This window comes from Ruegeria sp. AB8, from assembly GCF_056542605.1.
In genome coordinates this window covers 215,261-236,564 of record NZ_JBQGAB010000001.1, presented here as the reverse complement: position 1 = coordinate 236,564, position 21,304 = coordinate 215,261, and the positions used below count along the sequence as shown (strand labels likewise).

Annotated in this window: 25 protein-coding genes and 1 tRNA gene; 11 read left to right on the top strand and 15 right to left on the bottom strand. The window is 59.5% G+C overall.

Annotated elements, in window-relative coordinates; translation table 11 throughout:
• Positions 1-5: 5 nt before the first annotated feature.
• Together ACR0CG_RS01175 and ACR0CG_RS01170 are read left to right on the top strand one after the other, a co-directional pair.
• A complete protein-coding gene (locus ACR0CG_RS01175) occupies positions 6-1,214 on the top strand; it encodes an RSP_2647 family RNA methyltransferase (protein ID WP_480522466.1) in 1,209 nt (402 codons plus the stop codon).
• Positions 1,211-1,762: an RSP_2648 family PIN domain-containing protein gene (locus tag ACR0CG_RS01170; RefSeq protein ID WP_480522465.1), complete on the top strand. Its 552-nt coding sequence runs from the start codon at positions 1,211-1,213 to the stop codon at positions 1,760-1,762. Before ACR0CG_RS01175 ends, ACR0CG_RS01170 begins: the two co-directional genes overlap by 4 nt.
• Before the next feature lie 45 nt (positions 1,763-1,807).
• On the opposite strand, the gene ACR0CG_RS01165 is transcribed toward ACR0CG_RS01170, so the two are convergent.
• From ACR0CG_RS01165 to ACR0CG_RS01135, 7 genes are all read right to left on the bottom strand, one after another.
• Positions 1,808-2,497 carry a M48 family metallopeptidase gene (locus ACR0CG_RS01165; protein ID WP_170805531.1) on the bottom strand — a complete coding sequence of 230 codons (690 nt, stop codon included), beginning with the start codon at positions 2,495-2,497 and terminating at the stop codon, positions 1,808-1,810.
• Between the two features lie 81 nt (positions 2,498-2,578).
• Positions 2,579-2,875, bottom strand: a complete 297-nt coding sequence (locus ACR0CG_RS01160) for an antibiotic biosynthesis monooxygenase family protein (protein ID WP_480522464.1) — start codon at positions 2,873-2,875, stop codon at positions 2,579-2,581.
• Positions 2,876-2,949: 74 nt separating this feature from the next.
• Positions 2,950-4,134, bottom strand: a complete 1,185-nt coding sequence (locus ACR0CG_RS01155) for a vWA domain-containing protein (protein ID WP_480522463.1) — start codon at positions 4,132-4,134, stop codon at positions 2,950-2,952.
• A 4-nt stretch (positions 4,135-4,138) separates the two neighbouring features.
• Positions 4,139-4,309, bottom strand: a complete 171-nt coding sequence (locus tag ACR0CG_RS01150; RefSeq protein ID WP_480522462.1) for a hypothetical protein — start codon at positions 4,307-4,309, stop codon at positions 4,139-4,141.
• A 7-nt stretch (positions 4,310-4,316) separates the two neighbouring features.
• Positions 4,317-5,684, bottom strand: coding sequence for a DUF2927 domain-containing protein (locus ACR0CG_RS01145; protein ID WP_480522461.1), 1,368 nt, complete (start codon positions 5,682-5,684; stop codon positions 4,317-4,319).
• Positions 5,681-6,130 (bottom strand): N-acetyltransferase family protein, encoded by a 450-nt coding sequence (locus ACR0CG_RS01140; RefSeq protein ID WP_480522460.1) that lies wholly within the window; start codon positions 6,128-6,130, stop codon positions 5,681-5,683. The genes ACR0CG_RS01145 and ACR0CG_RS01140 overlap by 4 nt, the downstream gene beginning before the upstream one ends.
• A 129-nt stretch (positions 6,131-6,259) precedes the next feature.
• Positions 6,260-7,105, bottom strand: a complete 846-nt coding sequence (locus ACR0CG_RS01135; protein WP_170610468.1) for an AAA family ATPase — start codon at positions 7,103-7,105, stop codon at positions 6,260-6,262.
• 382 nt (positions 7,106-7,487) lie between these two features.
• On the opposite strand from ACR0CG_RS01135, the gene dksA reads away from it, so the two are divergent.
• Together dksA and ACR0CG_RS01125 are read left to right on the top strand one after the other, a co-directional pair.
• A complete protein-coding gene (dksA, locus tag ACR0CG_RS01130; protein WP_170610471.1) occupies positions 7,488-7,910 on the top strand; it encodes an RNA polymerase-binding protein DksA in 423 nt (140 codons plus the stop codon).
• Positions 7,911-7,982: 72 nt separating this feature from the next.
• Positions 7,983-9,131 carry an FAD-dependent monooxygenase gene (locus tag ACR0CG_RS01125; protein WP_480522459.1) on the top strand — a complete coding sequence of 383 codons (1,149 nt, stop codon included), beginning with the start codon at positions 7,983-7,985 and terminating at the stop codon, positions 9,129-9,131.
• A gap of 4 nt (positions 9,132-9,135) precedes the next feature.
• Here the strand turns inward: ACR0CG_RS01125 and xth are convergent, their stop codons facing one another.
• Both xth and ACR0CG_RS01115 read right to left on the bottom strand, forming a co-directional pair.
• Entirely contained in the window at positions 9,136-9,915 is a 780-nt protein-coding gene (xth, locus tag ACR0CG_RS01120) for an exodeoxyribonuclease III (RefSeq protein ID WP_480522458.1), read from the bottom strand.
• 203 nt (positions 9,916-10,118) lie between these two features.
• Positions 10,119-10,442 carry a HesB/IscA family protein gene (locus tag ACR0CG_RS01115; protein WP_480522457.1) on the bottom strand — a complete coding sequence of 108 codons (324 nt, stop codon included), beginning with the start codon at positions 10,440-10,442 and terminating at the stop codon, positions 10,119-10,121.
• Between the two features lie 76 nt (positions 10,443-10,518).
• Here ACR0CG_RS01115 and ACR0CG_RS01110 point away from each other — a divergent pair, with 76 nt between their 5' ends.
• The gene (locus ACR0CG_RS01110) at positions 10,519-11,676 is read left to right on the top strand and encodes a deoxyguanosinetriphosphate triphosphohydrolase (protein WP_480522456.1); all 1,158 of its coding nucleotides are present in this window, start codon (positions 10,519-10,521) and stop codon (positions 11,674-11,676) included.
• Here the strand turns inward: ACR0CG_RS01110 and ACR0CG_RS01105 are convergent, their stop codons facing one another.
• Positions 11,677-12,228: a putative pterin-binding protein gene (locus tag ACR0CG_RS01105; protein ID WP_480522455.1), complete on the bottom strand. Its 552-nt coding sequence runs from the start codon at positions 12,226-12,228 to the stop codon at positions 11,677-11,679.
• Between the two features lie 132 nt (positions 12,229-12,360).
• Between ACR0CG_RS01105 and argS the strand changes: the two genes are divergently transcribed.
• The 6 genes from argS (at position 12,361) to ACR0CG_RS01075 (ending at position 18,001) form a co-directional block, all read left to right on the top strand.
• A complete protein-coding gene (gene argS / locus ACR0CG_RS01100) occupies positions 12,361-14,106 on the top strand; it encodes an arginine--tRNA ligase (protein ID WP_480522454.1) in 1,746 nt (581 codons plus the stop codon).
• 39 nt (positions 14,107-14,145) lie between these two features.
• Entirely contained in the window at positions 14,146-15,258 is a 1,113-nt protein-coding gene (locus ACR0CG_RS01095) for an SPOR domain-containing protein (RefSeq protein WP_480522453.1), read from the top strand.
• Positions 15,255-16,262: a beta-N-acetylhexosaminidase gene (gene nagZ, locus ACR0CG_RS01090; RefSeq protein ID WP_480522452.1), complete on the top strand. Its 1,008-nt coding sequence runs from the start codon at positions 15,255-15,257 to the stop codon at positions 16,260-16,262. The genes ACR0CG_RS01095 and nagZ overlap by 4 nt, the downstream gene beginning before the upstream one ends.
• Positions 16,252-17,046 (top strand): segregation and condensation protein A, encoded by a 795-nt coding sequence (locus ACR0CG_RS01085; protein ID WP_170677493.1) that lies wholly within the window; start codon positions 16,252-16,254, stop codon positions 17,044-17,046. Before nagZ ends, ACR0CG_RS01085 begins: the two co-directional genes overlap by 11 nt.
• Positions 17,039-17,695 (top strand): SMC-Scp complex subunit ScpB, encoded by a 657-nt coding sequence (scpB, locus tag ACR0CG_RS01080; protein ID WP_170610498.1) that lies wholly within the window; start codon positions 17,039-17,041, stop codon positions 17,693-17,695. Before ACR0CG_RS01085 ends, scpB begins: the two co-directional genes overlap by 8 nt.
• Positions 17,696-17,758: 63 nt before the next feature.
• Positions 17,759-18,001 carry a hypothetical protein gene (locus tag ACR0CG_RS01075; protein WP_480522451.1) on the top strand — a complete coding sequence of 81 codons (243 nt, stop codon included), beginning with the start codon at positions 17,759-17,761 and terminating at the stop codon, positions 17,999-18,001.
• 3 nt (positions 18,002-18,004) lie between these two features.
• Here the strand turns inward: ACR0CG_RS01075 and ACR0CG_RS01070 are convergent, their stop codons facing one another.
• The 5 genes from ACR0CG_RS01070 to ACR0CG_RS01050 all read right to left on the bottom strand — a co-directional run bounded on the left by ACR0CG_RS01070 (position 18,005) and on the right by ACR0CG_RS01050 (position 21,296).
• Positions 18,005-19,084, bottom strand: a complete 1,080-nt coding sequence (locus ACR0CG_RS01070; protein WP_480522450.1) for a 2'-deoxycytidine 5'-triphosphate deaminase — start codon at positions 19,082-19,084, stop codon at positions 18,005-18,007.
• 61 nt (positions 19,085-19,145) lie between these two features.
• Positions 19,146-19,222: transfer RNA gene (locus ACR0CG_RS01065), tRNA-Pro, on the bottom strand.
• 61 nt (positions 19,223-19,283) lie between these two features.
• Positions 19,284-19,907 carry a MerR family transcriptional regulator gene (locus ACR0CG_RS01060; protein ID WP_480522449.1) on the bottom strand — a complete coding sequence of 208 codons (624 nt, stop codon included), beginning with the start codon at positions 19,905-19,907 and terminating at the stop codon, positions 19,284-19,286.
• An 18-nt stretch (positions 19,908-19,925) separates the two neighbouring features.
• Positions 19,926-20,228 (bottom strand): integration host factor subunit alpha, encoded by a 303-nt coding sequence (gene ihfA, locus ACR0CG_RS01055; protein WP_008755922.1) that lies wholly within the window; start codon positions 20,226-20,228, stop codon positions 19,926-19,928.
• A gap of 96 nt (positions 20,229-20,324) precedes the next feature.
• On the bottom strand, positions 20,325-21,296 hold the full coding sequence (locus ACR0CG_RS01050; protein WP_170610510.1) for a beta-ketoacyl-ACP synthase III: 972 nt from the start codon (positions 21,294-21,296) through the stop codon (positions 20,325-20,327).
• Positions 21,297-21,304: the final 8 nt, after the last annotated feature.

The window sequence follows — 21,304 nt, the reverse complement described above, 5'->3', positions numbered from 1 at the left end:
GCGCCATGACCCAGCCTGCTGAAACAGATCGCCCTTCCATCCGTCTGAAACCCAAAGCCAACGCGCGCGGTCTGCGCCATGGTTTTCCTTGGGTTTATGCCAACGACATCGTCACCGACCGCCGCACGCGCAAGATCGCAGCAGGCGCGCTTGCCGTTCTGGAAGACGACAAACGGGCGCCGATCGCGCTAGTGGCGGTCAACCCGGATTCAAAAATCATGTGCCGCGTTCTCGATCGCGATCTGAACGCGCAGATTGATGCAGCGTGGTTTGAAACCCGCCTGACACGGGCGCTGGAGATGCGCGAGCGTTTGTTCGACGCACCCTATTATCGCCTCGTGCATGCCGAGGCCGACGGATTCCCGGGCGTCATCATCGATCGTTTTGGTGACGCCTGCGTGATCCAGCCTAACGCAGCTTGGGCCGAAGCCCATCTGGACAGGCTGACGGATGCGCTGGTCAAGGTGACCGGGGTTTCCACGGTGCTCAAGAATGCCTCTGGTCGTACGCGCGGGCTGGAAGGGCTGGATGATGTGAACATGACCCTGCGCGGTACAGCCCCGGATGCTCCGTTGCACGTTCCGATGAATGGCGCGACCTACATGGCCGATCTGACGGGTGGCCAGAAAACCGGTCTGTTCTACGATCAACGCCCAAATCACGCCTTTGCCGCCAGACTGGTGCATCCCGGTGCTCAGGTACTGGACGTGTTCAGCCATGTGGGCGGCTTCGGTCTGGCGATGTTGGCGGGCGGCGCTGCTGGTGCGCTATCCGTGGATGGATCTGCAGCAGCGCTGGATCTGGCGACCAAGGGGGCCGCGGCCTCCGGCTTTTTGGACCGCTTCAGCACCCGGCAGGGTGATGCGTTCGATGTTTTGACCCAGCTGGGCGAAGAAGGGGGCCGCTTTGACGTGGTGGTCTGCGACCCCCCGGCATTTGCACCTTCGAAACAAGCGCTTGATGCAGGTTTGCGGGCTTATGAACGTATTGCGCGTCTGGCCGCCCCGCTGGTCAAACCCGGCGGGTATCTGGGCTTGTGCTCCTGTTCCCACGCGGCGGATCTGGGCCGCTTCAGGGACGCATCCGCCCGCGGGATCGGGCGGGCCGGGCGGCAGGCGCAACTGATCCACACAGGTTTCGCCGGTTCCGACCACCCGCAACTGCCGCAACTGGCCGAAAGCGGCTACCTCAAAGCGGTGTTCTTCCGACTGTGAAGGCGGTTCTGGACACCTGCGTCATCTACCCCACCGTGATGCGAGAGATGCTGCTGGGCGCGGCCCATCTGGGCCATTTCACACCTGTCTGGTCGGACCGTATCCTCGAGGAATGGGCCCGTGCCGCGCGCAAGCTGGGTCCTAACGGTGAAATGCAGGCCCGCGCCGAAATCGCTTTGACACAGACGCAATGGCCGGGCGCAGCAAAGTCAGCGGCTCCGGGTATCGAAAACCGACTGTGGCTGCCTGATGCTGCGGACATCCACGTGCTGGCAACTGCAGTCGCCAGTTCCGCTGATGTGATTGTCACGGTAAACGCCAAGGATTTTCCCAGAAACCTTCTGGCCGAAGAGGGCCTTGAACGGATCGACCCCGATACATTTCTGCATGGTTTATGGACTACCGACCCCAACGGAATGGCCCAAAACGCCGCGCGCGTTCTGGCCGAAGCCAACCGTCTGTCCGGCGATCAATGGACCATGCGCGCGCTCATGAAAAAGGCCCGCCTGCCGCGTCTGGGCAAAGCGCTGCATACGACTTCTGTTTGAAAGTCCCTCGGAGAGCGAAAGGGGCGGCGCCCCCAAGTTCCGGCCCTATCCGTTTGATCCCCAACGCTGTTCAAGGACTTCCAGCGCCGCAATCCGTTCATCCGTCTTCGGGTGACTCATCAACCAGGCCGGAACAACGCCCGCACGCTGCTGGGTCAGGCCTTCCAGCTTGTGAAACAGTGATTTTTGCGGGCCAATTCCAATTCCCGCCTTGGTCAGAAGCGCAGCAGCGTACTCATCCGCTTCATACTCATCGCCACGCGACAGTCGCGATGCCAGCAGATGCGTCAGCATATTTGCAATCCAGGCACCGATGAAGGGAATGAACCGGTTCAGCAGCATCATCAGCGCTGCGCGCAAAGCGTTCTGCCCGGAAAAGTCGATCATCCGCCGCCGTGCATGTCCAAGCGCAACATGGCCCAGCTCATGAGCGATGACGCTGGCCATTTCTTCGGCGGAAACCTCTCCGTTTGCGAATTTCCGGTAAAAGCCGCGTGTGATGAAGATGCGGCCATCCGGCGAGGCCAGCCCGTTAACCGGGTCAATCTCGTAAATATAGACCGGCACCCGATCCACATTCAAAGCGGCAGCCAGCCGGTCGGTCATCCGCTTCAGGGCCGGGTCTGCCAGTTCGGTCGATTTGGCATCCAGTTCCCGATGCGTGCGCCAGACCGAGATGCGATACATCACGACGGCATAGGCTATGGCCAGCAGGATCGGGGTCAGACGAAGCATAGTTCAGATATGGGCGTGCAGGCCGGTCAGGGCAACCTGAATTCTCGGATTGAACGCTTGTTTTGATCTGGGCATTTGAACTCAGGTTTCGACCAGATTGTAGTGCTTTATCAATCTGCTTTCGACCAGTTCAGCCTCGGCGGGGTCGATATGCGGGCTGGTGTAATCTTCCCCGACAAAGGCTTTCAGGGCGTCCAAACTCTCCCAAACCATGACAAAACTGAATTCTCTGGGGGTCTCTTTCCGCGGCGCACCGGGAAGCACATTTACGATTCCCTTAGTGCTTTTCATAAGCGGAATAGCGGTTTCATGGAAAAACCTGCCAAACTCTTCCTCTTTGCCAGGGCGTGTTACAACCTGAAAGATGCGAATGATCATTTTCGTGTACCTCTCCGACATGGTGAGAATGGTACATCAAAACATGGTGCGCCTTGCGCCCGGCTCCCCTGACGTTACCGCGTCAGTTCGCGCATCCCTTGCTCCAGTCCAGCCAGTGTCATCGGCACCATGCGATCCTCGAAAATCTCGCGGATCATTCCGATCGAGTGAGTGTATTCCCAGTATTTCTCGGGGACCGGATTGATCCACAGGTTCGATGTCCACTGCTCGCGCGCGCGTTGCATCCAGACCTGACCGGCCTCTTTGTTCCAATGCTCGTTCGCGCCACCGGGATAGGCGATCTCGTAAGGGCTCATCGAAGCGTCGCCGACAAAGATACACTTGTAGTCCGGACCATAGGTGCGCAGCACTTCGTGGGTCGGTGTCTGTTGATCCCAACGACGGCGATTGTCGCGCCAGACGCCTTCATAGAGGCAGTTGTGGAAATAGTAGTATTCAAGATGCTTGAACTCGGTCCGGGCGGCCGAGAACAGCTCCTCGACCACCTTGATATGCGGGTCCATCGAACCGCCCACGTCCAGAAACAGCAGCACTTTTACGGCGTTGTGACGTTCAGGCCGGGTTTTGACATCCAGATAGCCGTGTTCGGCCGTGGCGCGGATGGTTCCGTCCAGATCCAGTTCTTCGGCAGCCCCTTCACGGGCCCAGCGACGCAGGCGTTTCAGTGCCACTTTGATGTTGCGGGTGCCCAGTTCAACTGTGTCGTCTAAGTTCTTGAATTCACGCTTATCCCAGACCTTGACCGCGCGCTGATGGCGGCTTTCCTTTTGACCGATCCGGACGCCTTCGGGATTGTAGCCATAGGCGCCGAACGGCGAGGTTCCGGCGGTGCCGATCCACTTGTTGCCGCCCTGGTGGCGGCCTTGCTGCTCTTTCAGACGCTCGCGCAGCGTCTCCATCAGCTTTTCAAACCCGCCCAGAGCCTCGATTTCGGCCTTTTCCTCGTCGCTAAGGTGCTTTTCAGCCATCCTGGCAAGCCAGTCGGCGGGGATATCGACCGCCTCCAGCACCTGATCGAAACTGATTTCGTTCAGTCCTTCGAAGCTGGCGGCAAAGGCCCGGTCGAATTTGTCGATGTTGCGTTCGTCCTTCACCATCGACACACGGGCGAGGTAATAGAAGGCCTCAACATCATAGGTGGCAAGCCCTTTTTTCATCCCTTCCAGAAACGTCAGATACTCGCGCAGAGACACCGGAATGCCTGCTTTGCGAAGGTTTTCGAAGAAGGGCAGAAACATCGGATCAGGCCACCAGACGAACCAGGATCAGGGACATCACCAAACCCACCAATGCGAACGCGATGCCGTATCCGGCGGCGTATTGTGCAATGTCCGCCCCGGACCCATTGCGTTTTCGCGCGGTCAGCGCCCCCAGAATTGCGCCCAGAACCGCCATGCCCAAAACCACTACCATTCGCCCGTCATCCGTTGTTTTCAGTGTTGGCGTTCGTCGCGGCGACTTCCTGAGTCACGGAACGCATTACCAGATCCGAGCCGAAGCCGTATCTTGCCCACCCAAGACTGTCCAGCCTGACGGCGCGTGCCTGTTCCGGGCGACCGGCCTGATTGAGAGATTCGGATTTCAACAGCAGCAGCGTGGCCAGGATCGAGGCGTTTTCGGCCCTTGTCATGACATCAATCGCGTTGTCCAGTTGAGGCAGAACCTCCGGCCCTCTGCCTTGCGCCAGCGAATAGGCTGCAGTCTGTGTCGTGACATGCGCCCTATGAACTTCGGTGCCGGGGGTCTGCATCAGATATTGCATGGCAATGTCGTACTGACGTTTCGCTTCCAGCGGGTCATCGAACTGGGCCATGCGGCCCAACAGATAGTGTGGGTAAGCGCGGCGATGATCTGTCCAGCCGCGCGCTTTTCCGATCCGCGCTGCGTTCTCGGCTGCCCGGACCTGTCTGGACGAGCCCTGACCCGGCCCAAGCGCCTTCTGTATCGCAACAATCCACTCGCGCGGCGTTTCCGAAACGGGTTGCTTCGGCAATCTGTCACCGCGTGGGTTCAGGCGGCTCAGAACTCCGGGCAGGGCGGCCGCGACCTGTTCAGGGGTCATGCCGTTGCGCAGTTCGGGCGCGTAGGCGGTGCGCAGGATCAGCATGTCAAAGCCGGTCAGGACGGTGTGGATATTGTCGTCGTTGAAAACCGAATCCGGCAGGTGATACAGGTCATTCAGCGGCCCCAGCGCTTGCGCCAGTTCCTCGTGAAGGCAGTCGCGCATTTCCTGTGGGCTAACGTCGAATGGGATGAAAATCCCCAGACGATCGCGCTTGCGCAATTCGGTCCAGTTGCTTTTGCGTTTACGCCGGTCGCGGCGGTATTCTTCAAAACTGGATGCGTTTGGCACCACAAAACAGGCGGCATTGGGCAAGATGCTGTGGATTTGTTTCTGACCGACCGCCTCGATGGTAATGTTGGCCTGACCGTCCCTGATCTGACGGATGTCGATCCCGGCTTCACGTTGCAGGCGGGTCAGCAACCTGTTCAGATCGCGTTGCATGCTGGCGGTCGGAGTGCCGGTCAACCGGACAGTGACCGGACCTTCAAAGCGCGTGAACACGGGCAGAACCGCGCCGGATTCCAGTGCGAAATGCAGCGACATAAAATCAGCAGCGATGTTTCCGTTCGAGCGCGCGGGCGGCATCGGATAAGATCTTGTGAACATCTTTGCCGGGGGCAGCACGGTTTCCACCGCTTGCACCCGGGTCGGGGGTTCCGTCGTTTTGACAGACGCACAGCCCGCCAATGCGGCCGCCAGACAAAGAGCACCCCATCGCATCATGGGCGCTGATACCTGATAAACGGTGTCTGCTTTCCAATGCGGTCGTAGAGTTTTCGGGCAGTATGATTGAAATCCTGGGTCAACCAGTAGACTGACGGCGCACCTTGGCGATCCGCCTCGTCATAGACCGCCTGGATTAGTGCCCGCCCGACACCCGTGCCGCGCGCTTCGGGGCGTGCGAACAGATCCTGCAGATAGCAAACCTGTTCAACCTTCCAGGCGTGGCGGTGAAACAGGAAATGAGTCAGCCCGATCAGTTGCCCGTCCAGTTCGGCAACGAAACAGGAAAAATCACTTGGGTCATCTCCCAGAAGACGGGAAAAGGTCGTGTCATAGACGTCGTCCGGAACCGATGTTTCGTAGAACGCCAGGTAGTCGCGCCACATGTCGGACCACTGATCCCGGTCCTCGTTACGCAAGGGGCGAACTGTTGGGGCGTCGGGCATCTGTTGCAGATCCTGTCAATTCATGTCGGTTTCGGGGCGCGATGCGCCGGGGCTGGCCGGAGTTATGCTGACACCCGGTCGGACCCAAGGCAACCCGCGATCACCCGATGTTCAGCCAGATCGGCGGAATTACCGCTTGCTGCGCGCCATGAAAGCAAGGCGTTCGAACAAATGCACGTCCTGCTCGTTCTTAAGCAGTGCGCCATGCAGCTTGGGCAGAGCGTTGACACCATCACGCTTCAGGTCTTCGGCTGTCAGATCCTCGGCCAGAAGCAGCTTGAGCCAGTCCAGCACTTCCGAGGTCGAAGGTTTTTTCTTCAACCCCTGAGTTTCGCGGATTTCGTAGAACTGGGTCAGGGCCGTGGTCAGCAGCGCGTCCTTGATGCCTGGGTGGTGCACGTCGACGATCCGGCGCATCGTGGCCTCATCCGGAAAGCGGATGTAGTGGAAGAAGCAGCGGCGCAGGAATGCGTCGGGCAGTTCTTTTTCGTTGTTCGAGGTAATGATTACGATCGGCCGGTTTTTGGCGCGGATGGTCTCTCCGGTCTCGTAGACATGGAACTCCATCTTGTCGAGCTCCTGCAGCAGGTCGTTTGGAAACTCGATATCGGCCTTGTCGATCTCATCGATCAGCAGAACGACCTTTTCGTCCGTCTCGAATGCCTGCCACAGCTTGCCCTTGCGGATGTAGTTTGACACGTCGTGCACACGCTCTTCGCCCAGCTGGCTGTCGCGCAGGCGGCTGACGGCATCGTATTCATACAGACCCTGTTGCGCGCGCGTGGTCGACTTTATGTTCCATTCGATCATTCTCAGACCCAGCGCACCGGCCACCTGCTTTGCCAGTTCGGTCTTGCCAGTACCGGGCTCACCTTTGACCAGCAACGGGCGTTCAAGGGTCACAGCGGCATTGACGGCGATATTGAGGTCGTCTGTGGCAACATATTCGGCTGTACCTTGGAAACGTGTGGTCATTGGGCCCCCGTGTCGTATCGTGCCCGTCATGGGCGGAATTTGCGCCCCTTGGGGTACAGAGGGCGGGCGGGTTTGACAACCCGCGCCGCTGCGTCCGTGCAGGCAAAATTGCAGCCCGGGAAGGCCAGGGAATTGATTCGCCCTCATCCTAAAGTTGCGCTGTTAACAAACTGCCCGGAAAAGGCCCGGAAAACTCCACAGAAAAACAAGGTTCTCCCTTGCAAAGTATCATTATTAGATACTGACATGATGACGGCGCAGCAGTCCGGGTTTTGTGTAGTGACATTCCCTGCGCCGTCGGATAAATGCTGCGCAGAGGGGGTGCCAAATGTCAGGTGAAACGACCGCGACCGACGTTTCTGGCCGTACCGAGGGAGCACAAATGAAACAGGAAGTTTTTCTGCCGGAAGATTATCGACCGGCCGAAGATGAACCGTTCATGAACGACCGCCAGCTTGAATATTTTCGACGCAAGCTGACCGATTGGAAGAATGAACTATTGGCAGGCAGCCGCGATACCATCGAAGGGTTGCAGGGCAACACGCGTAACATCCCGGATGTCGCAGACCGCGCAAGCGAGGAAACCGACCGCGCGCTGGAACTGCGTACCCGTGATCGTCAGCGCAAGCTGGTGGCCAAGATCGACTCGGCGCTGCGCCGGATTGACGAGGGCGAATACGGGTATTGCGAGATGACGGGCGATCCGATCTCGCTCAAGCGACTGGATGCGCGTCCGATTGCGACCATGACGCTTGAGGCGCAAGAGCGTCACGAGCGCCGTGAAAAAGTCCACCGCGACGATTAACCGCCGGAATATTGCAATTCAAAAACGCCGGGGCCATTGGCTCCGGCGTTTTTTGTGCGGTAAGTCTGATTCATGAATACTCAGGGTTTGAAAATCGCGGTTGTGGGCGCCGGAATCGGCGGCCTTGCCGCCGCCTCCGCATTGCGTCAGACCGGGGCTGATGTGGTGGTCCTTGAACAGGCCAGTGACATCAGCGAGGTCGGGGCCGGGTTGCAGATCAGTGCCAACGGCATGGTGGTGCTGAAAGCATTGGGTGCGGTGAGTGGTGCCATCGAAGCTGGCCAGCGGTCCTATGGAACGGTTTTACGTGATTACAAAACCGGCCGCTTCATCAGCCGAATACGGGAACCTTCGGCAGGTCCCACTTATTACTATCACCGGGCGGACCTGATTGAATTGCTGCTGAACTCCGCCCAGGCGGCCGGCGTGGAAATCCGTTTGAACAGCCAAGTTCAGGACATCCGGGAAGACGACGACAATGTCGAGATCCGGATGGCGAACGGTGATCTGCTGACGGTCGATTGTCTGATCGCGGCAGATGGCGGCCGCAGCGCCATTCGTCCCTATCTGAACGGAGAAGAGATACCAGGTTTTTCCCATCAGGTTGCCTGGCGCGCGACAATCCCCTGGAGTGTCGAGCTGAGCGCACCCAAGGCGCATTTGACGATGGGGCCGGGGCAGCATGTCGTGACTTATCCCCTGCGGGATCAGAGCCTTATGAACATTGTCGCGATCGAGGAACGATCAGACTGGCAACAGGAAGACTGGCGCCTTGCGGGTGATCCGGAGGAATTGCGCCAACGGTTCTCGGATTTTGGCGGAAAAGTGCGTGAGATTCTGGGCGAAGTGCAAGAGACTTTTGTCTGGGCGCTTCACCTTCGGCCGGTTGCACGGAAATGGCAGAATGGACGCATTGCCTTGCTGGGGGATGCCGCCCATCCGACGCTTCCGTTCATGGCGCAGGGCGCCTGTCTCGCACTGGAAGATGCACTGATACTGGCGCGTTCGTTTCAGGCCGACGGTCTGGCGGATGCGCTTGGCAATTATGAAACCGCGCGCGCTGCGCGCGCCAGACAGGTAGTCGAAACGGCAACTGCCAATGCGCGCAACTTTCATCTGCGCGGGCCGATGCGCGTAGCAGCACAGATGGCACTGACCGCGATGGGGCCGCGACTGGGGCGGCGGTATGAGTGGATCTACAGCTACGACGCCACGGCGTGACGACTTACAGATCGAAATCGACCCAGACCGGAACGTGGTCGGATGGTTTTTCCTGTCCGCGAACCTCGGCATCGATCCGGCAATCGCGCATCAGGTCGGCCGCTTGCGGGGTCAGCAGAAAATGATCAATGCGAATGCCGTCATTCTTGTTCCAGGCTCCGGCCTGATAATCCCAGAATGAATAGTGGCCCGGCCCCTGCGTGCGTGCCCGAAAGGCCTCGGTAAACCCAAGGTTCAGGATCTTGCGAAACGCCGCACGGCTGTCCGGGCGAAACAGGGCGTCGTCGCGCCAGGCGTCCGGACGTTTGGCATCTTCGGCCTGAGGGATGATGTTGTAGTCACCGGCCATCAAGGCGGGCTCTTCACTGGCCAGCAGATCTTTGGCCCGCTCATAAAGTCGGTCCATCCACGCCAGTTTGTAATCGTATTTCGGTCCCGGAGCGGGATTGCCGTTCGGCAGATACAAACCGCAAATGCGCAGGGCCTTTTTGCCGACGACAGTCGCCTCGATCCAGCGTGCCTGTTCATCTGCATCATCGCCCGGCAATCCGCGGGTCACGTCCTCAAGCGGCAACTTGGAAAGGATGGCCACGCCATTGAAACTTTTCTGGCCGTGGGTCTCGACGTTGTATCCCCGCTCTTCGAACATTTCCCGTGGGAAATCCTCGTCTACCGATTTGATCTCCTGAAGAAGCACCACATCCGGTTGCGCATCGTCCAGCCACCGGGGCAGCGCTTCGGCCCGCGCCTTGATGCCATTGATGTTGAATGTGGCGATTTTCATGCGCGGTCCTCCGTGGCTTTGAGCAACCTATCGCCCAGAAAAGGCACGGCGGCAAGATCATGGACGGATTCGCGGGGCTCGGCTTCGCCGTTCGAGGTTCTTTTGAACAGAAGAAGAGCAGGGACCATGCTTCTTTTGTTTGCAAACGCCTTGGGGGGGGGCGGGTCTTTCCCGGGGTGGGGGTAGAGCCCCCATTTGAGTCGCTACATTGAGAAAGATGTGCCGCAGCCACAGGAGGACGTGGCATTGGGATTATCAACCACAAACCGCGCCCCGATCAGTTCCTGCGAGAAATCGATCACCGCATTTTCAAGAAACGGCAACGAGACCGAGTCCACAATGACCTTCTGGCCTTTTCCTTCCAGAACAAGGTCATCCTCTTTCGGGATGTCCAGCGCGATTTCGTATTGAAAACCGGAACATCCGCCGCCTTCCACTGCAACGCGCAGGGCCTGACCCTGATCTGCCGCGCCGATTTCGGCTAGGCGATCAAAAGCGCGTTCTGTAACTGTCGGAGGCAGATTCATGCCGGGCTCCAAAGGTTTATTTCCGCATTACCTTACAATATAGAAATTGCAAGGACAGGCGACAAGGACAAGACTATTGGAGCGAGCGTGTTTTGCCTCGGATCCGGGCCGCGCAAGGGGGCGGCTTGTTCCCGAGGAGGAAAGCAGTTTCCGGTCATGCTTTCAGCGCGACCGCGACAGGATCATTCATGCCAGCGCGTTTCGACGCCTCAAGCACAAGACGCAGGTGTTTGTCGAGCATGAGGGTGACAGCTATCGCACGCGCCTGACCCATTCCATCGAAGTCGCTCAGGTCGCGCGCACGATTGCTGGCGCGTTGCGGCTGAACCCCGAACTGACCGAGGCCGTCGCGCTGGCACATGATCTGGGGCATACACCTTTCGGGCACACCGGCGAGGACGCATTGCACGCTTTGATGAAACCCTATGGCGGCTTTGATCATAACGCCCAAGCCATTCGGATCGTCACGAGGCTGGAGCGCCATTATGCCGAGTTTGATGGTTGCAACCTGACCTGGGAATGTCTGGAAGGCATCGCAAAGCACAACGGCCCGGTTGTCGGTGACCTGCCGTGGGCACTGGCGGAATGCAATCAGGGTTTCGACCTTGAACTGCACACCCATGCAAGTGCCGAGGCTCAGGTGGCTGCGCTGTCGGATGACATTGCCTATAACAACCACGACCTGCTGGATGGCTTGCGCGCAGGTTTGTTTTCGGACGATGAAATCCTGCAACTTCCTATCGTCGGCGATTGCTACTCGGAAGTGGATCAAAAATACCCGGGTCTGGACGCGTACCGTCGTCGGCATGAAGCGCTTCGGCGGGTCTTTGGTGTTATGGTCGCTGATGTCATCGACACATCAACCAAACTGATTGCGGCTTCCGGCGCGCAATCGGTCGAGGATATTCGCAACCTTGGCTATCCGGTTGTGCGGTTCTCGGACGACTTGTGGGCGCGGCTCCGGGAAATCCGGGCCTTCTTGTTTTCGCGCATGTATCGCGCGCCCAGCGTCATGAAAGTGCGGGCCCAGGTCGGTCAAGTTGTTGAAGACCTGTTCCCCATCTACCTGAGCGATCCGAAACAGATGCCCGCGCGCTGGCACGAGGACATCGAAGCTGCCCAAAGTGAAACCGCGTTGGCGCGCATAGTCTCGGACTATATCGCCGGTATGACGGACCGGTTCGCCTTGCAGGATCACGCAAGGCTGACCGGTGTTTCTGCTACGAAGGACTGACTACTCGACCCCAATATAGGCCAGCGCCCAGACCTGTTGCCCGGATTGTGTCTGGGCTAGGTCGGCGTCATCGGTGGGCGGGAATACGATCATGGTGGGGCCATATCCGCCGATCCCCATTGGTGCGCCATCTGCGTGGGTCGCAACAATGGGCTTGTGGGCGGCGATGCTGTCCCACGCAATTTCGGCTTGATAGCCGTCCATGGCCATGGGCCTTGCTGTTTTGCCTTCCGCACCCGCCATCTTCATCACGTCCGACAGAAGTGGCCCGGAAAAGGCAATCTCTCGCTTGTTTCCTTCGCGGCCATAGGTGATTGAAATCTCGGTCTGTTCCAGCGCATCCAGCATTGCGGCATCAAAGCCTGCGCCGCCATCGTGCTGGACCTCGAGGTATCCCAGCAATCCGCCATCATTTTCGCTGCGCGCGGGCAGGTTTGTCTGCGATACCGCACCGCCCAGCGTTAGCAACACGTGGTCTTGGGGCGAAGGCATATCCGCCCAAACCGGCAGGGATGTTGTCAGCAGCAGGGCAAGGGGCAGGGCAAGGCGCATAATTGGTACTCCTGTTGGTGGTTTTTGCCGACATTAGCCCGGTTCACGTCTAAACCAAGCCTAAACTGATCGCTTCCATTGACCTTGCCGCTTTGCGTGGTAAACCGCCGGGCAAGCAAAAGGACATCCGAAATGAACCTGTTTTCCGAGATCCGCGGCCTCGTTCTGGACGCGCTGGCACAGATGCAGTCCGAAGGCGCTTTGCCCGAGGGGTTGAGCTTTGACAACGTGGCGGTCGAACCGCCGCGCGATGCCGCACATGGCGACATGGCGACCAACGCGGCGATGGTGCTGGCGAAACCAGCAAAGATGAAGCCGCGCGACATTGCCGATGTTCTGGCCGGGAAACTGGCGGCGGATGACCGGATCACCAGTGCCGAAGTAGCCGGACCGGGCTTTTTGAACCTGCGGCTCGCGCCATCCGTGTGGCAGGGTGTTCTGGCTGCTGTGCTTGAGAAGGGCACAGACTATGGCCGTTCGACCATGGGTCACGGGCAGAAAGTGAACGTGGAATACGTGTCCGCAAACCCCACCGGTCCGCTGCACGTGGGCCATACGCGGGGCGCGGTGTTCGGGGATGCTTTGGCAAGCTTGCTGGCATATTCGGGTCATGACGTGACGCGTGAATATTACATCAACGACGGCGGCGCGCAGGTCGATGTGCTGGCGCGGTCTGCCTATGAACGCTATCGCGAAGCCAACGGACTGAGCCCCGAGATCGCCGAAGGGCTGTATCCCGGGGATTACCTGATCCCGATCGGTGAAGCGCTGAAAGAGAAATACGGCGACAGCCTGATCGATAAGCCGGAAAGCGAATGGCTGGAAGAGCTGCGCGACTTTGCCACCGATGCGATGATGGATCTGATCCGGGCCGATCTGAAGGCGCTGGGCGTCGAAATGGACGTGTTCTTCTCCGAAAAGTCGCTCTACGGCACGGGCCGGATCGAGGCGGCGCTGCAATCGCTGACCGACAAGGGCCTGATCTACGAAGGTGTGCTGGAACCACCCAAGGGCAAAAAGCCCGAGGATTGGGAACCGCGCGAGCAGACCCTGTTCAAGTCGACCCAGCATGGCGACGATGTCGACCGTCCGGTCAAAAAGTCGGACGGCAGCTGGACTTATTTCGCCCCGGACATCGCCTATCACTATGACAAGGTTAGCCGCGGCTTTGACGCGTTGATCGATGTGTTCGGTGCCGACCACGGTGGCTATGTCAAACGGATGAAGGCGGCTGTATCGGCGCTGTCCGATGGCAAGGTGCCGCTGGATATCAAGCTGACCCAGTTGGTGAAACTGTGGAAGAATGGCGAGCCGTTCAAGATGTCAAAACGGGCAGGGAACTTTGTCACTCTGCGCGATGTGGTCGATCAGGTTGGGCCAGACGTGACCCGCTTTGTGATGCTGACCCGCAAGAACGACGCGCCGTTGGATTTCGATTTCGACAAGGTGCTGGAACAGAGCCGCGAGAACCCCGTGTTCTACGTGCAGTACGCCCATGCCCGCGTCATGAGCGTGCTGCGCCGCGCAGCCGAGGCGGCGATTGCCACGGATGACGCGACCCTTGCCGGGGCGGATTTGGGCAAGAACGACCATGCCTCTGAACTGACGGTCGCCAAGAAACTGGCCGAATGGCCGCGCTTGGTGGAAATCGCCGCGCGTACCAACGAGCCGCACCGGGTTGCATTCTACCTGTACGAGCTTGCGGGCGACTTCCACGCGCTGTGGAACAAAGGCAACGACGAAACCCAACTGCGCTTTATCCAGGATGGCGATGTTGCCACAAGCCAGTCGAAAATCGCTTTGGCCCGGGCCGTTTCTGTTGTGATTTCAGCGGGCTTGGGTATTCTTGGCGTCACTCCGGCGCAGGAGATGCGGTAACCAACACCGCCCGAACCGCCGGATCGAGGCAGACAAGAAATGACCCGCGCGCCACGTATTAAGGCGCAATCGGGCGGTGAGGCGGAAATGACGAGTTACGATTACTCGGGGCAGACAGGCCCCGGGCACATGCATTACACGAATCAAGCGCATCCCGAAGATGGCTATGATTTTTCCGACGACATGCAGGATTATGATGCCCCGCACAGTGCGGTTGGACTGGGCCGGATCGTCAATGTGCTTGGTGCGGTCGCCTCTCTGGCGCTGGTCGCCGGTGTCGCTGTCTGGGGTTACAAACTGATCATGCGCGATGTCAGCGGGGTCCCGGTGGTGCGCGCTGTCGAAGGACCGATGCGTATCCAGCCGGAAAACCCGGGGGGAACACCCGCCGATCACCAGGGGCTTGCCGTGAACGCAGTTGCCGCGCAAGGCTCGGCCGCCGCGCCGGCTGATCGCCTGATCCTTGCACCGCGTCCGGTTTCATTGGCGGACGAGGATGCTCCGATGGGCACCTTGAAGCCGACAAAGGCCGTTCACCACATCGAAGAGCCGATCTCGGATCAAGAGGCCGCGCGGTTGCGGCAGGGCGCAGTTGACGCGCTGGTTGCCGAGCTGGCCCAGGAAGCTGCCAGTCCCGATCAGGTGGAAGATGAAGGCGTGCAATTGGCCTCGCTGTCCACGCTTGATGACGAGCCCGCCATTGATCCGGCCGATCTGGCTGCACAATTGCCGGATCCAGAACTGGCGGTTCTGCCCGGCGTTCGCAGATCTCTGCGTCCGGTGGTGAGACCGGCGCGCGCGGTGCATCGCGGTGTGCCTGCGGACAGCCAGACCGAGGCCGCAATCAATGCCGCCGTCAAAGCGGCGGTCGGGCTGGATGTTGATCCGAATGCACTGCCGAAGGGCACCCGGATGGCCCAGTTGGGGGCCTATGAAAGCGTTGAAGTCGCGCAGGCGGAATGGGGCCGGATGAGTGGGCGATTTGATGAATATATGGATGGAAAGCAAAGGGTTATCCAGAAAACCTCAAGTGGCGGCCGGACATTCTATCGCCTGCGCGTTCTGGGGTTCGACGATCTGAGCGACTCGCGTCAGTTCTGCGCGGCGCTCCAGGCACAGGGGGCTGACTGCATCCCGGTTGCAGTACGGTGACATTTGGTGCCGCGATCACCGATGCCGAAGGCCTGCGTCTGACGCCTGATGAAAAGAGCCTGTTCCGTCAGATGAACCCCTTCGGGTTCATTCTGTTTGCCCGCAACATCGACACCGCAGATCAAATCCGCGCCCTGTGCGATGATTTCCGCGAGGCGGTGGGCCGCAACTGCCCCATCACCATCGATCAGGAAGGCGGCCGGGTTCAGCGCTTGCGCTCGCCTTTGGCCAGGGAATGGATGTCCCCACTGGACCACGCCAGCCGCGCTGGCGATCAGGCCGAACGCGCCATGTACCTGCGCTATCGTCTGATTGCGAATGAGTTGTTCGAGTTGGGGATCGACAGCAATTGCGCCCCGATGGTTGACCTGGCCCGGGACGAAACGCACCCGTTTCTGAAGAACCGCTGCTACGGCACTGATCCTGCATCGGTTTCGAAAATTGGCAATGCCGTGGCGCAGGGGCATCTGGATGGTGGTGTCCTGCCGGTTATCAAGCATATGCCGGGGCATGGTCTCTCGACTTTGGACAGCCACCATGACCTGCCGCATGTGGATCTGGCTCAGGACGAGTTGGCACAGGCCGACTTTGCCCCGTTTCGCGCCCTTAACGACCTGCCAATGGGGATGACCGCGCATCTGGTCTATGACCGGATCGATCCACAACCGGCAACGATTTCGCCGACGATGATCGGGTTGATCCGCGACAAGATCGGTTTTGATGGCCTGATCATGACCGACGATATCTCGATGAAGGCGCTCAGCGGCGCGCCCGAAGAAATTTCCGGTCAGGCACTGGCCGCAGGGTGCGATGTGGTTCTGCACTGCAACGGGTCTTTCGAAGCCCGCGCCAGTGTGCTTGAAGCCGCCGGAGAGATGACCGGGCAGGCGCAAACTCGCGCTGAACGGGCGCTGGCGATGCGCAAAGCCCCTCGGGAACTTGACATCCCCGCTGCCGAGGCGGAACTATCTGCCCTAATGGGCGGGCAGGTGTATGAACGATAACCTTTTCAGCGAAGACCCGGTCTCGGTCGCGGACCGGCTGGCAGCCGAGGCGCTGATCGTTGACGTCGACGGGTTTGAAGGCCCGTTGGATGTGCTGCTGACCCTGTCACGGACGCAAAAGGTCGATCTGCGGAAAATCTCGGTTCTGGCGCTGGCGCAGCAATATCTGGCCTTTGTCGAAAAAGCACGTGCGCTGCGGATCGAGCTGGCCGCCGATTATCTGGTCATGGCCGCCTGGCTGGCGTTTCTGAAATCCCGTCTATTGTTGCCCCCTGACCCGGATGATGAAGGCCCTTCGGGCGAGGAACTGGCCGCCCATCTGGCGTTCCAGTTGGAGCGTCTGCAGGCCATGCGCGACGCGGCCGCGCGTCTGATGGCGCGCGACCAGCTTGGGCGCGACTTTTTCAAACGCGGTCAGGGCGAGGATGTCACCCGTATCCGCACCGTGACGTACTCAGCGACGCTGCTGGACCTGATGCAGGGCTATGCGCGCATCCGGACCCGCGACGAGTTCCGCCCGTTTGTGATGGACCGCGACGCCGTATTCACCATGGAGCAGGCGCTTGAACGGATGCGTCCTCTGATAGGGTTCGCGGGCACCTGGACAGATATGGAGACCTATTTGCCCGAGGGCTGGAATGCCGACCCGATGCGGCGGCGCTCTGCCACGGCGGCGACGTTCGCAGCCTCGCTGGAACTGGTGAAAGAAGGACATATGGAGATCAAGCAAAGCGAAACCTTTGCCCCGATCCATCTGCGCAAGAGGACTGACACTCGTGACTGACGCGCCCGAAGACGAAGGCACCGGCACACTGTTCGAAGCGCCGCCCCTGGCGGAACAGGAACGTATGGTCGAGGCCGTGCTTTTCGCCAGCGCCGAGCCGGTGACCATCGCCGATCTTGAGGCGCGCATGCCTCATGGCAGCAACGCCGCGCAAGCTGTTGAATTGTTGCAGAAACGTTATGAGGGGCGGGGCGTGCGCGTGGTCCGGGTGGGCGAAGCCTGGGCGATCCGCACAGCGCCCGATCTGGGTTTTCTGATGCAGAAGGAAACGGTCGAGACCCGCAAACTCAGCCGTGCCGCGATTGAGACGCTGGCCATTGTGGCCTATCACCAACCCTGTACCCGTGCCGAGATCGAGGAAATTCGCGGCGTTTCGGTATCACGCGGAACCATCGACCAGTTGCTGGAAATGGAATGGATCAGGCTGGGCCGTCGCCGCATGACACCGGGTCGGCCGGTGACATTTGTGGTGACACCGGAGTTTCTGGATCACTTCGGGCTTGAGAATGCCCGCGATCTGCCGGGCCTCAAGGAATTGCGCGCCGCCGGTCTGCTCGAGAACAGGCCCCCTCCGGGCACGATCCCGCTGGGTGAAGGGCGCGAAGAAGAGGCGGACGACGAGCAGACGGAGCTGTTCGAGGGCGAGTAGGCAGGACGCCCATTTGTTGCCGCATGGATCGACTAGGTTAAGGGCAGAAAACGGAGTTGAGCAATGAATGCAAATCGGATCATCGACATGATCGTGCGTCAGGTCATGCGCCGGCTTGTCACGCGGGGCGTGGACATGAGCTTTGACATGGCCGACCGGATGACCCGCAAGCCCGGGCAGACAAATGAGGCGCCCCGCGACCCGGAGGCCGACCGTCACATGCAGGAAAGCGCCAATCGGCAGGCGCAGGGCATGAAACAGGCTCAGCGCATGACCAGGCAGATGCGCCGGTTCATGAAGTTCTGACCGTTAGCCGACTGCTTTGAAATGCTTGGACAGTTTCAACCCCTGTCCCTGATAGTTCGAGGCGATCCCAGCGCCGTATAGCTGCGTCGGCATCTCGGACATCTTTTCGTACACCAAACGCCCGACGACCTGTCCATGTTCCAGAACAAAGGGCGCTTCGTGGCAACGCACTTCAAGAACGCCGCGCGATCCTTCGCCACCGGCAGCAGCATGGCCGAAACCCGGGTCGAAGAAGCCGGCATAGTGCACGCGAAACTCTCCGACCATCGCCAGGTATGGGGCCATTTCAGCGGCGTACATAGGTGGGATATGAACCGCCTCGCGACTGACGAGGATGTAGAATGCGCCCGGATCAAGGATGATGCAGCCATTTCGGGTCCGCACTTCTTCCCAGTAATCCTGCGGATCATATTCACCGATGCGATCCAGATCAATCACGCCGGTATGGGGTTTGGCCCGATACCCAACCAGATCAGTGTCCGGCAATTGCAGATCGACCGAGAAACCCAGCCCGTCCTGAATCACCGCAGGGCCATCGACCAGCGGCGATTCAGCGTGCAGTGCAGTCAACTCCGCGTCGCTCAGCACGGCCTGACCCTGACGGAAGCGGATCTGGTTCAGGCGCATCCCCGGACGAACAAGAACCGAGAACGACCGGGGGCAAATCTCAGCATAAAGCGGGCCGGAATACCCCTTCGGAACCCGGTCGAACTCCGTGCCTTCGTCGGTGATGGTTCGGGTCAGCAGGTCCAACCGCCCGGTCGAGCTTTTCGCGTTGGCCACGGCGCTGGTGTCGGCAGGCAGGGCCAGCGACTCCATCAGCGGCACCAGATAGACGCAGCCTTTTTCCAGAACGGCACCGTCGGTGATGTCGATCCGATGCATCTCGAACTCGGCCAGACGATCCGCGACTGTGCGTCCTTCACCCGCGAGGAACGAAGCGCGCACCCGGTAAGCTACTGTTCCCAGACGCAAATCCAGGCTCGCTGGTTGAATCTGCGCCGGCAGGACATCGGGGTTGGCGGTAATCTCAGCGCGCGCAATCATTGCCTCGATCTGCTGGTTCGGGCATACGCCTGTCATTCCGATCCCCCCTGATGCCAGAGCGGGATCTGGCCTGTCTGCCTTAAACGTCGGTGTGATTTGGTCGGGCTAGCAGGACTCGAACCTGCGACCTTCCGTCCCCCAGACGGACGCGCTACCAGGCTGCGCCATAGCCCGACGTTGAGGTGTTCATAAAGACTTTCCCGGCAGGGGCAAGAGGAAATCATCGCCTTTTTTCTTATCCTGCCGATCGGTTTTCTATTCTGTTCAACAGTGCGCGCAGTTCATTTGCGACGGGGGCGATTTGCTTAAGCAGGTCCTCATCGAACTCGGTCCTGTTCCAGGCTTGCGATGCGATACCGCCCAGCAAAGGTGCCTCATCCAGATATTCAGGTTCGGCCTGCCTAGCGGCTTCCGAGCCGTTTGTTGCCGGGGCTTCCGCCGCTTCGGGCCGGGTCGAAACTTCCGGGGTAACGGAATCGCCGTCGCCCAGATCAAGATCAATCTGACCGGATGGCGGGACAGGGGGAGCGGTGAACGGAACGACGGTGTCGTCCTGAGTGATCACATCCGTCTCGGCCGCATCCTCGAGCGGCTGAGACAGCGAGGCCACATGCGCGACACCCTGTTCGCGCAGGATACGCTGAACACCTTTGATGGTGGTTCCATCTTCGTGCAGAAGCTTCTTGATGCCACCCAGCAGCCGCATGTCATTGGGGCGGTAATACCTGCGGCCACCAGCACGTTTGACAGGTTTGACCTGCGTGAAGCGGCTTTCCCAGAACCGCAAAACATGAGCCTGAACGCCCAACCAGTCCGCAACTTCACTGATGGTGCGAAACGCGTCGGGGGACTTGCTCATAATCGTGGCGCCCTGAACTTACTTGCGATTCCCTGCGGCGACGCGATCTTTCATCAGATGCGACGGACGGAAAGTCAGCACGCGGCGCGGCTGAATGGGAACCTCTTCACCGGTTTTGGGGTTGCGGCCGATACGGGCGGTTTTGTCGCGAACGCTGAATGTACCGAAAGATGAAATCTTCACCTGTTCGCCACGTACCAGTGCGTCGGACATGTGGTTCAGCACGCTTTCGACCAGCTGCGCGCTTTCATTGCGTGAAAGGCCAACTTCACGAAAGACGGCCTCGCTCAGATCCATTCGGGTCAGTGTTTTGTCGCCCATGCCATTTCCCCTGTTGATAACAAAGCATAGGGGTAGGGCAAATTCGCTGTCAATATCAATGAATTGCAAGCGGACATGTAAGCCGAATTGCGCCTGTTACCAGCGCAGGACTACCGCACCCCAGGCAAGACCCCCGCCAATTGCTTCAGTAACGATCAGGTCGCCGGGTTTGATTTGGCCACGCTTCTTGCCGACCGACAGGGCCAGGGGAATCGAGGCTGCAGATGTGTTCCCATGATCCTGAACCGTGACAACGACATTTTCCATGGGCAATCCCATCTTCTTGGCCGTGCCCTGAATGATGCGGATATTGGCCTGATGCGGAACAATCCAGTCCACGTCTGCACTGCCAAGGCCGGCTCGCTCAAGCGCGGTGTTCGCTGTTCCGGCCAGCTTTTCGACGGCATGGCGGAACACCTGATTGCCTTGCATCCGCAAATGGCCGGTCGATTGGGTGGATACACCACCATCGACATAGAGCAGATCCTTGTAGCGCCCGTCCGAGTTCAGGTCGGTCGCCAGAATTCCACGGTCCTGCGCCGTGCCTTCACCTTCCTGTGCCTCAAGTATCAGCGCACCGGCGCCATCTCCGAACAGCACACAGGTCGACCGGTCGGTCCAGTCCATGATTCGCGAAAACGTCTCGGCGCCGATCACCATAACCCGCTTTGCCTGACCCGCCAGGATCAATGCGTTCGCATTGCCGAGCGCAAAAACAAACCCGGCGCAGACAGCCTGCACATCGAAAGCAAAACCACGGGTCATGCCCAGTCCGGCCTGCACCATCGTTGCAGCGGACGGGAAGGTCAGATCGGCGGTCGAGGTCGCCAGAACAATGGCATCGATATCATCGGCGGTCAGACCGGCATCATCCAGCGCAGCAGTTGCTGCCTTGATGGCCAGATCGGATGTCGTCTCATCATCGGCGGCAAAGTGACGGCGTTCGATTCCGGAACGGGTTCGAATCCACTCATCCGTTGTATCCAGCGTTTTTTCGAATTCAGAGTTCGGGACCACGCGTTCCGGCAAATAATGCCCGATACCAACTACAACTGAACGGCCTGCCATTTTGTAGG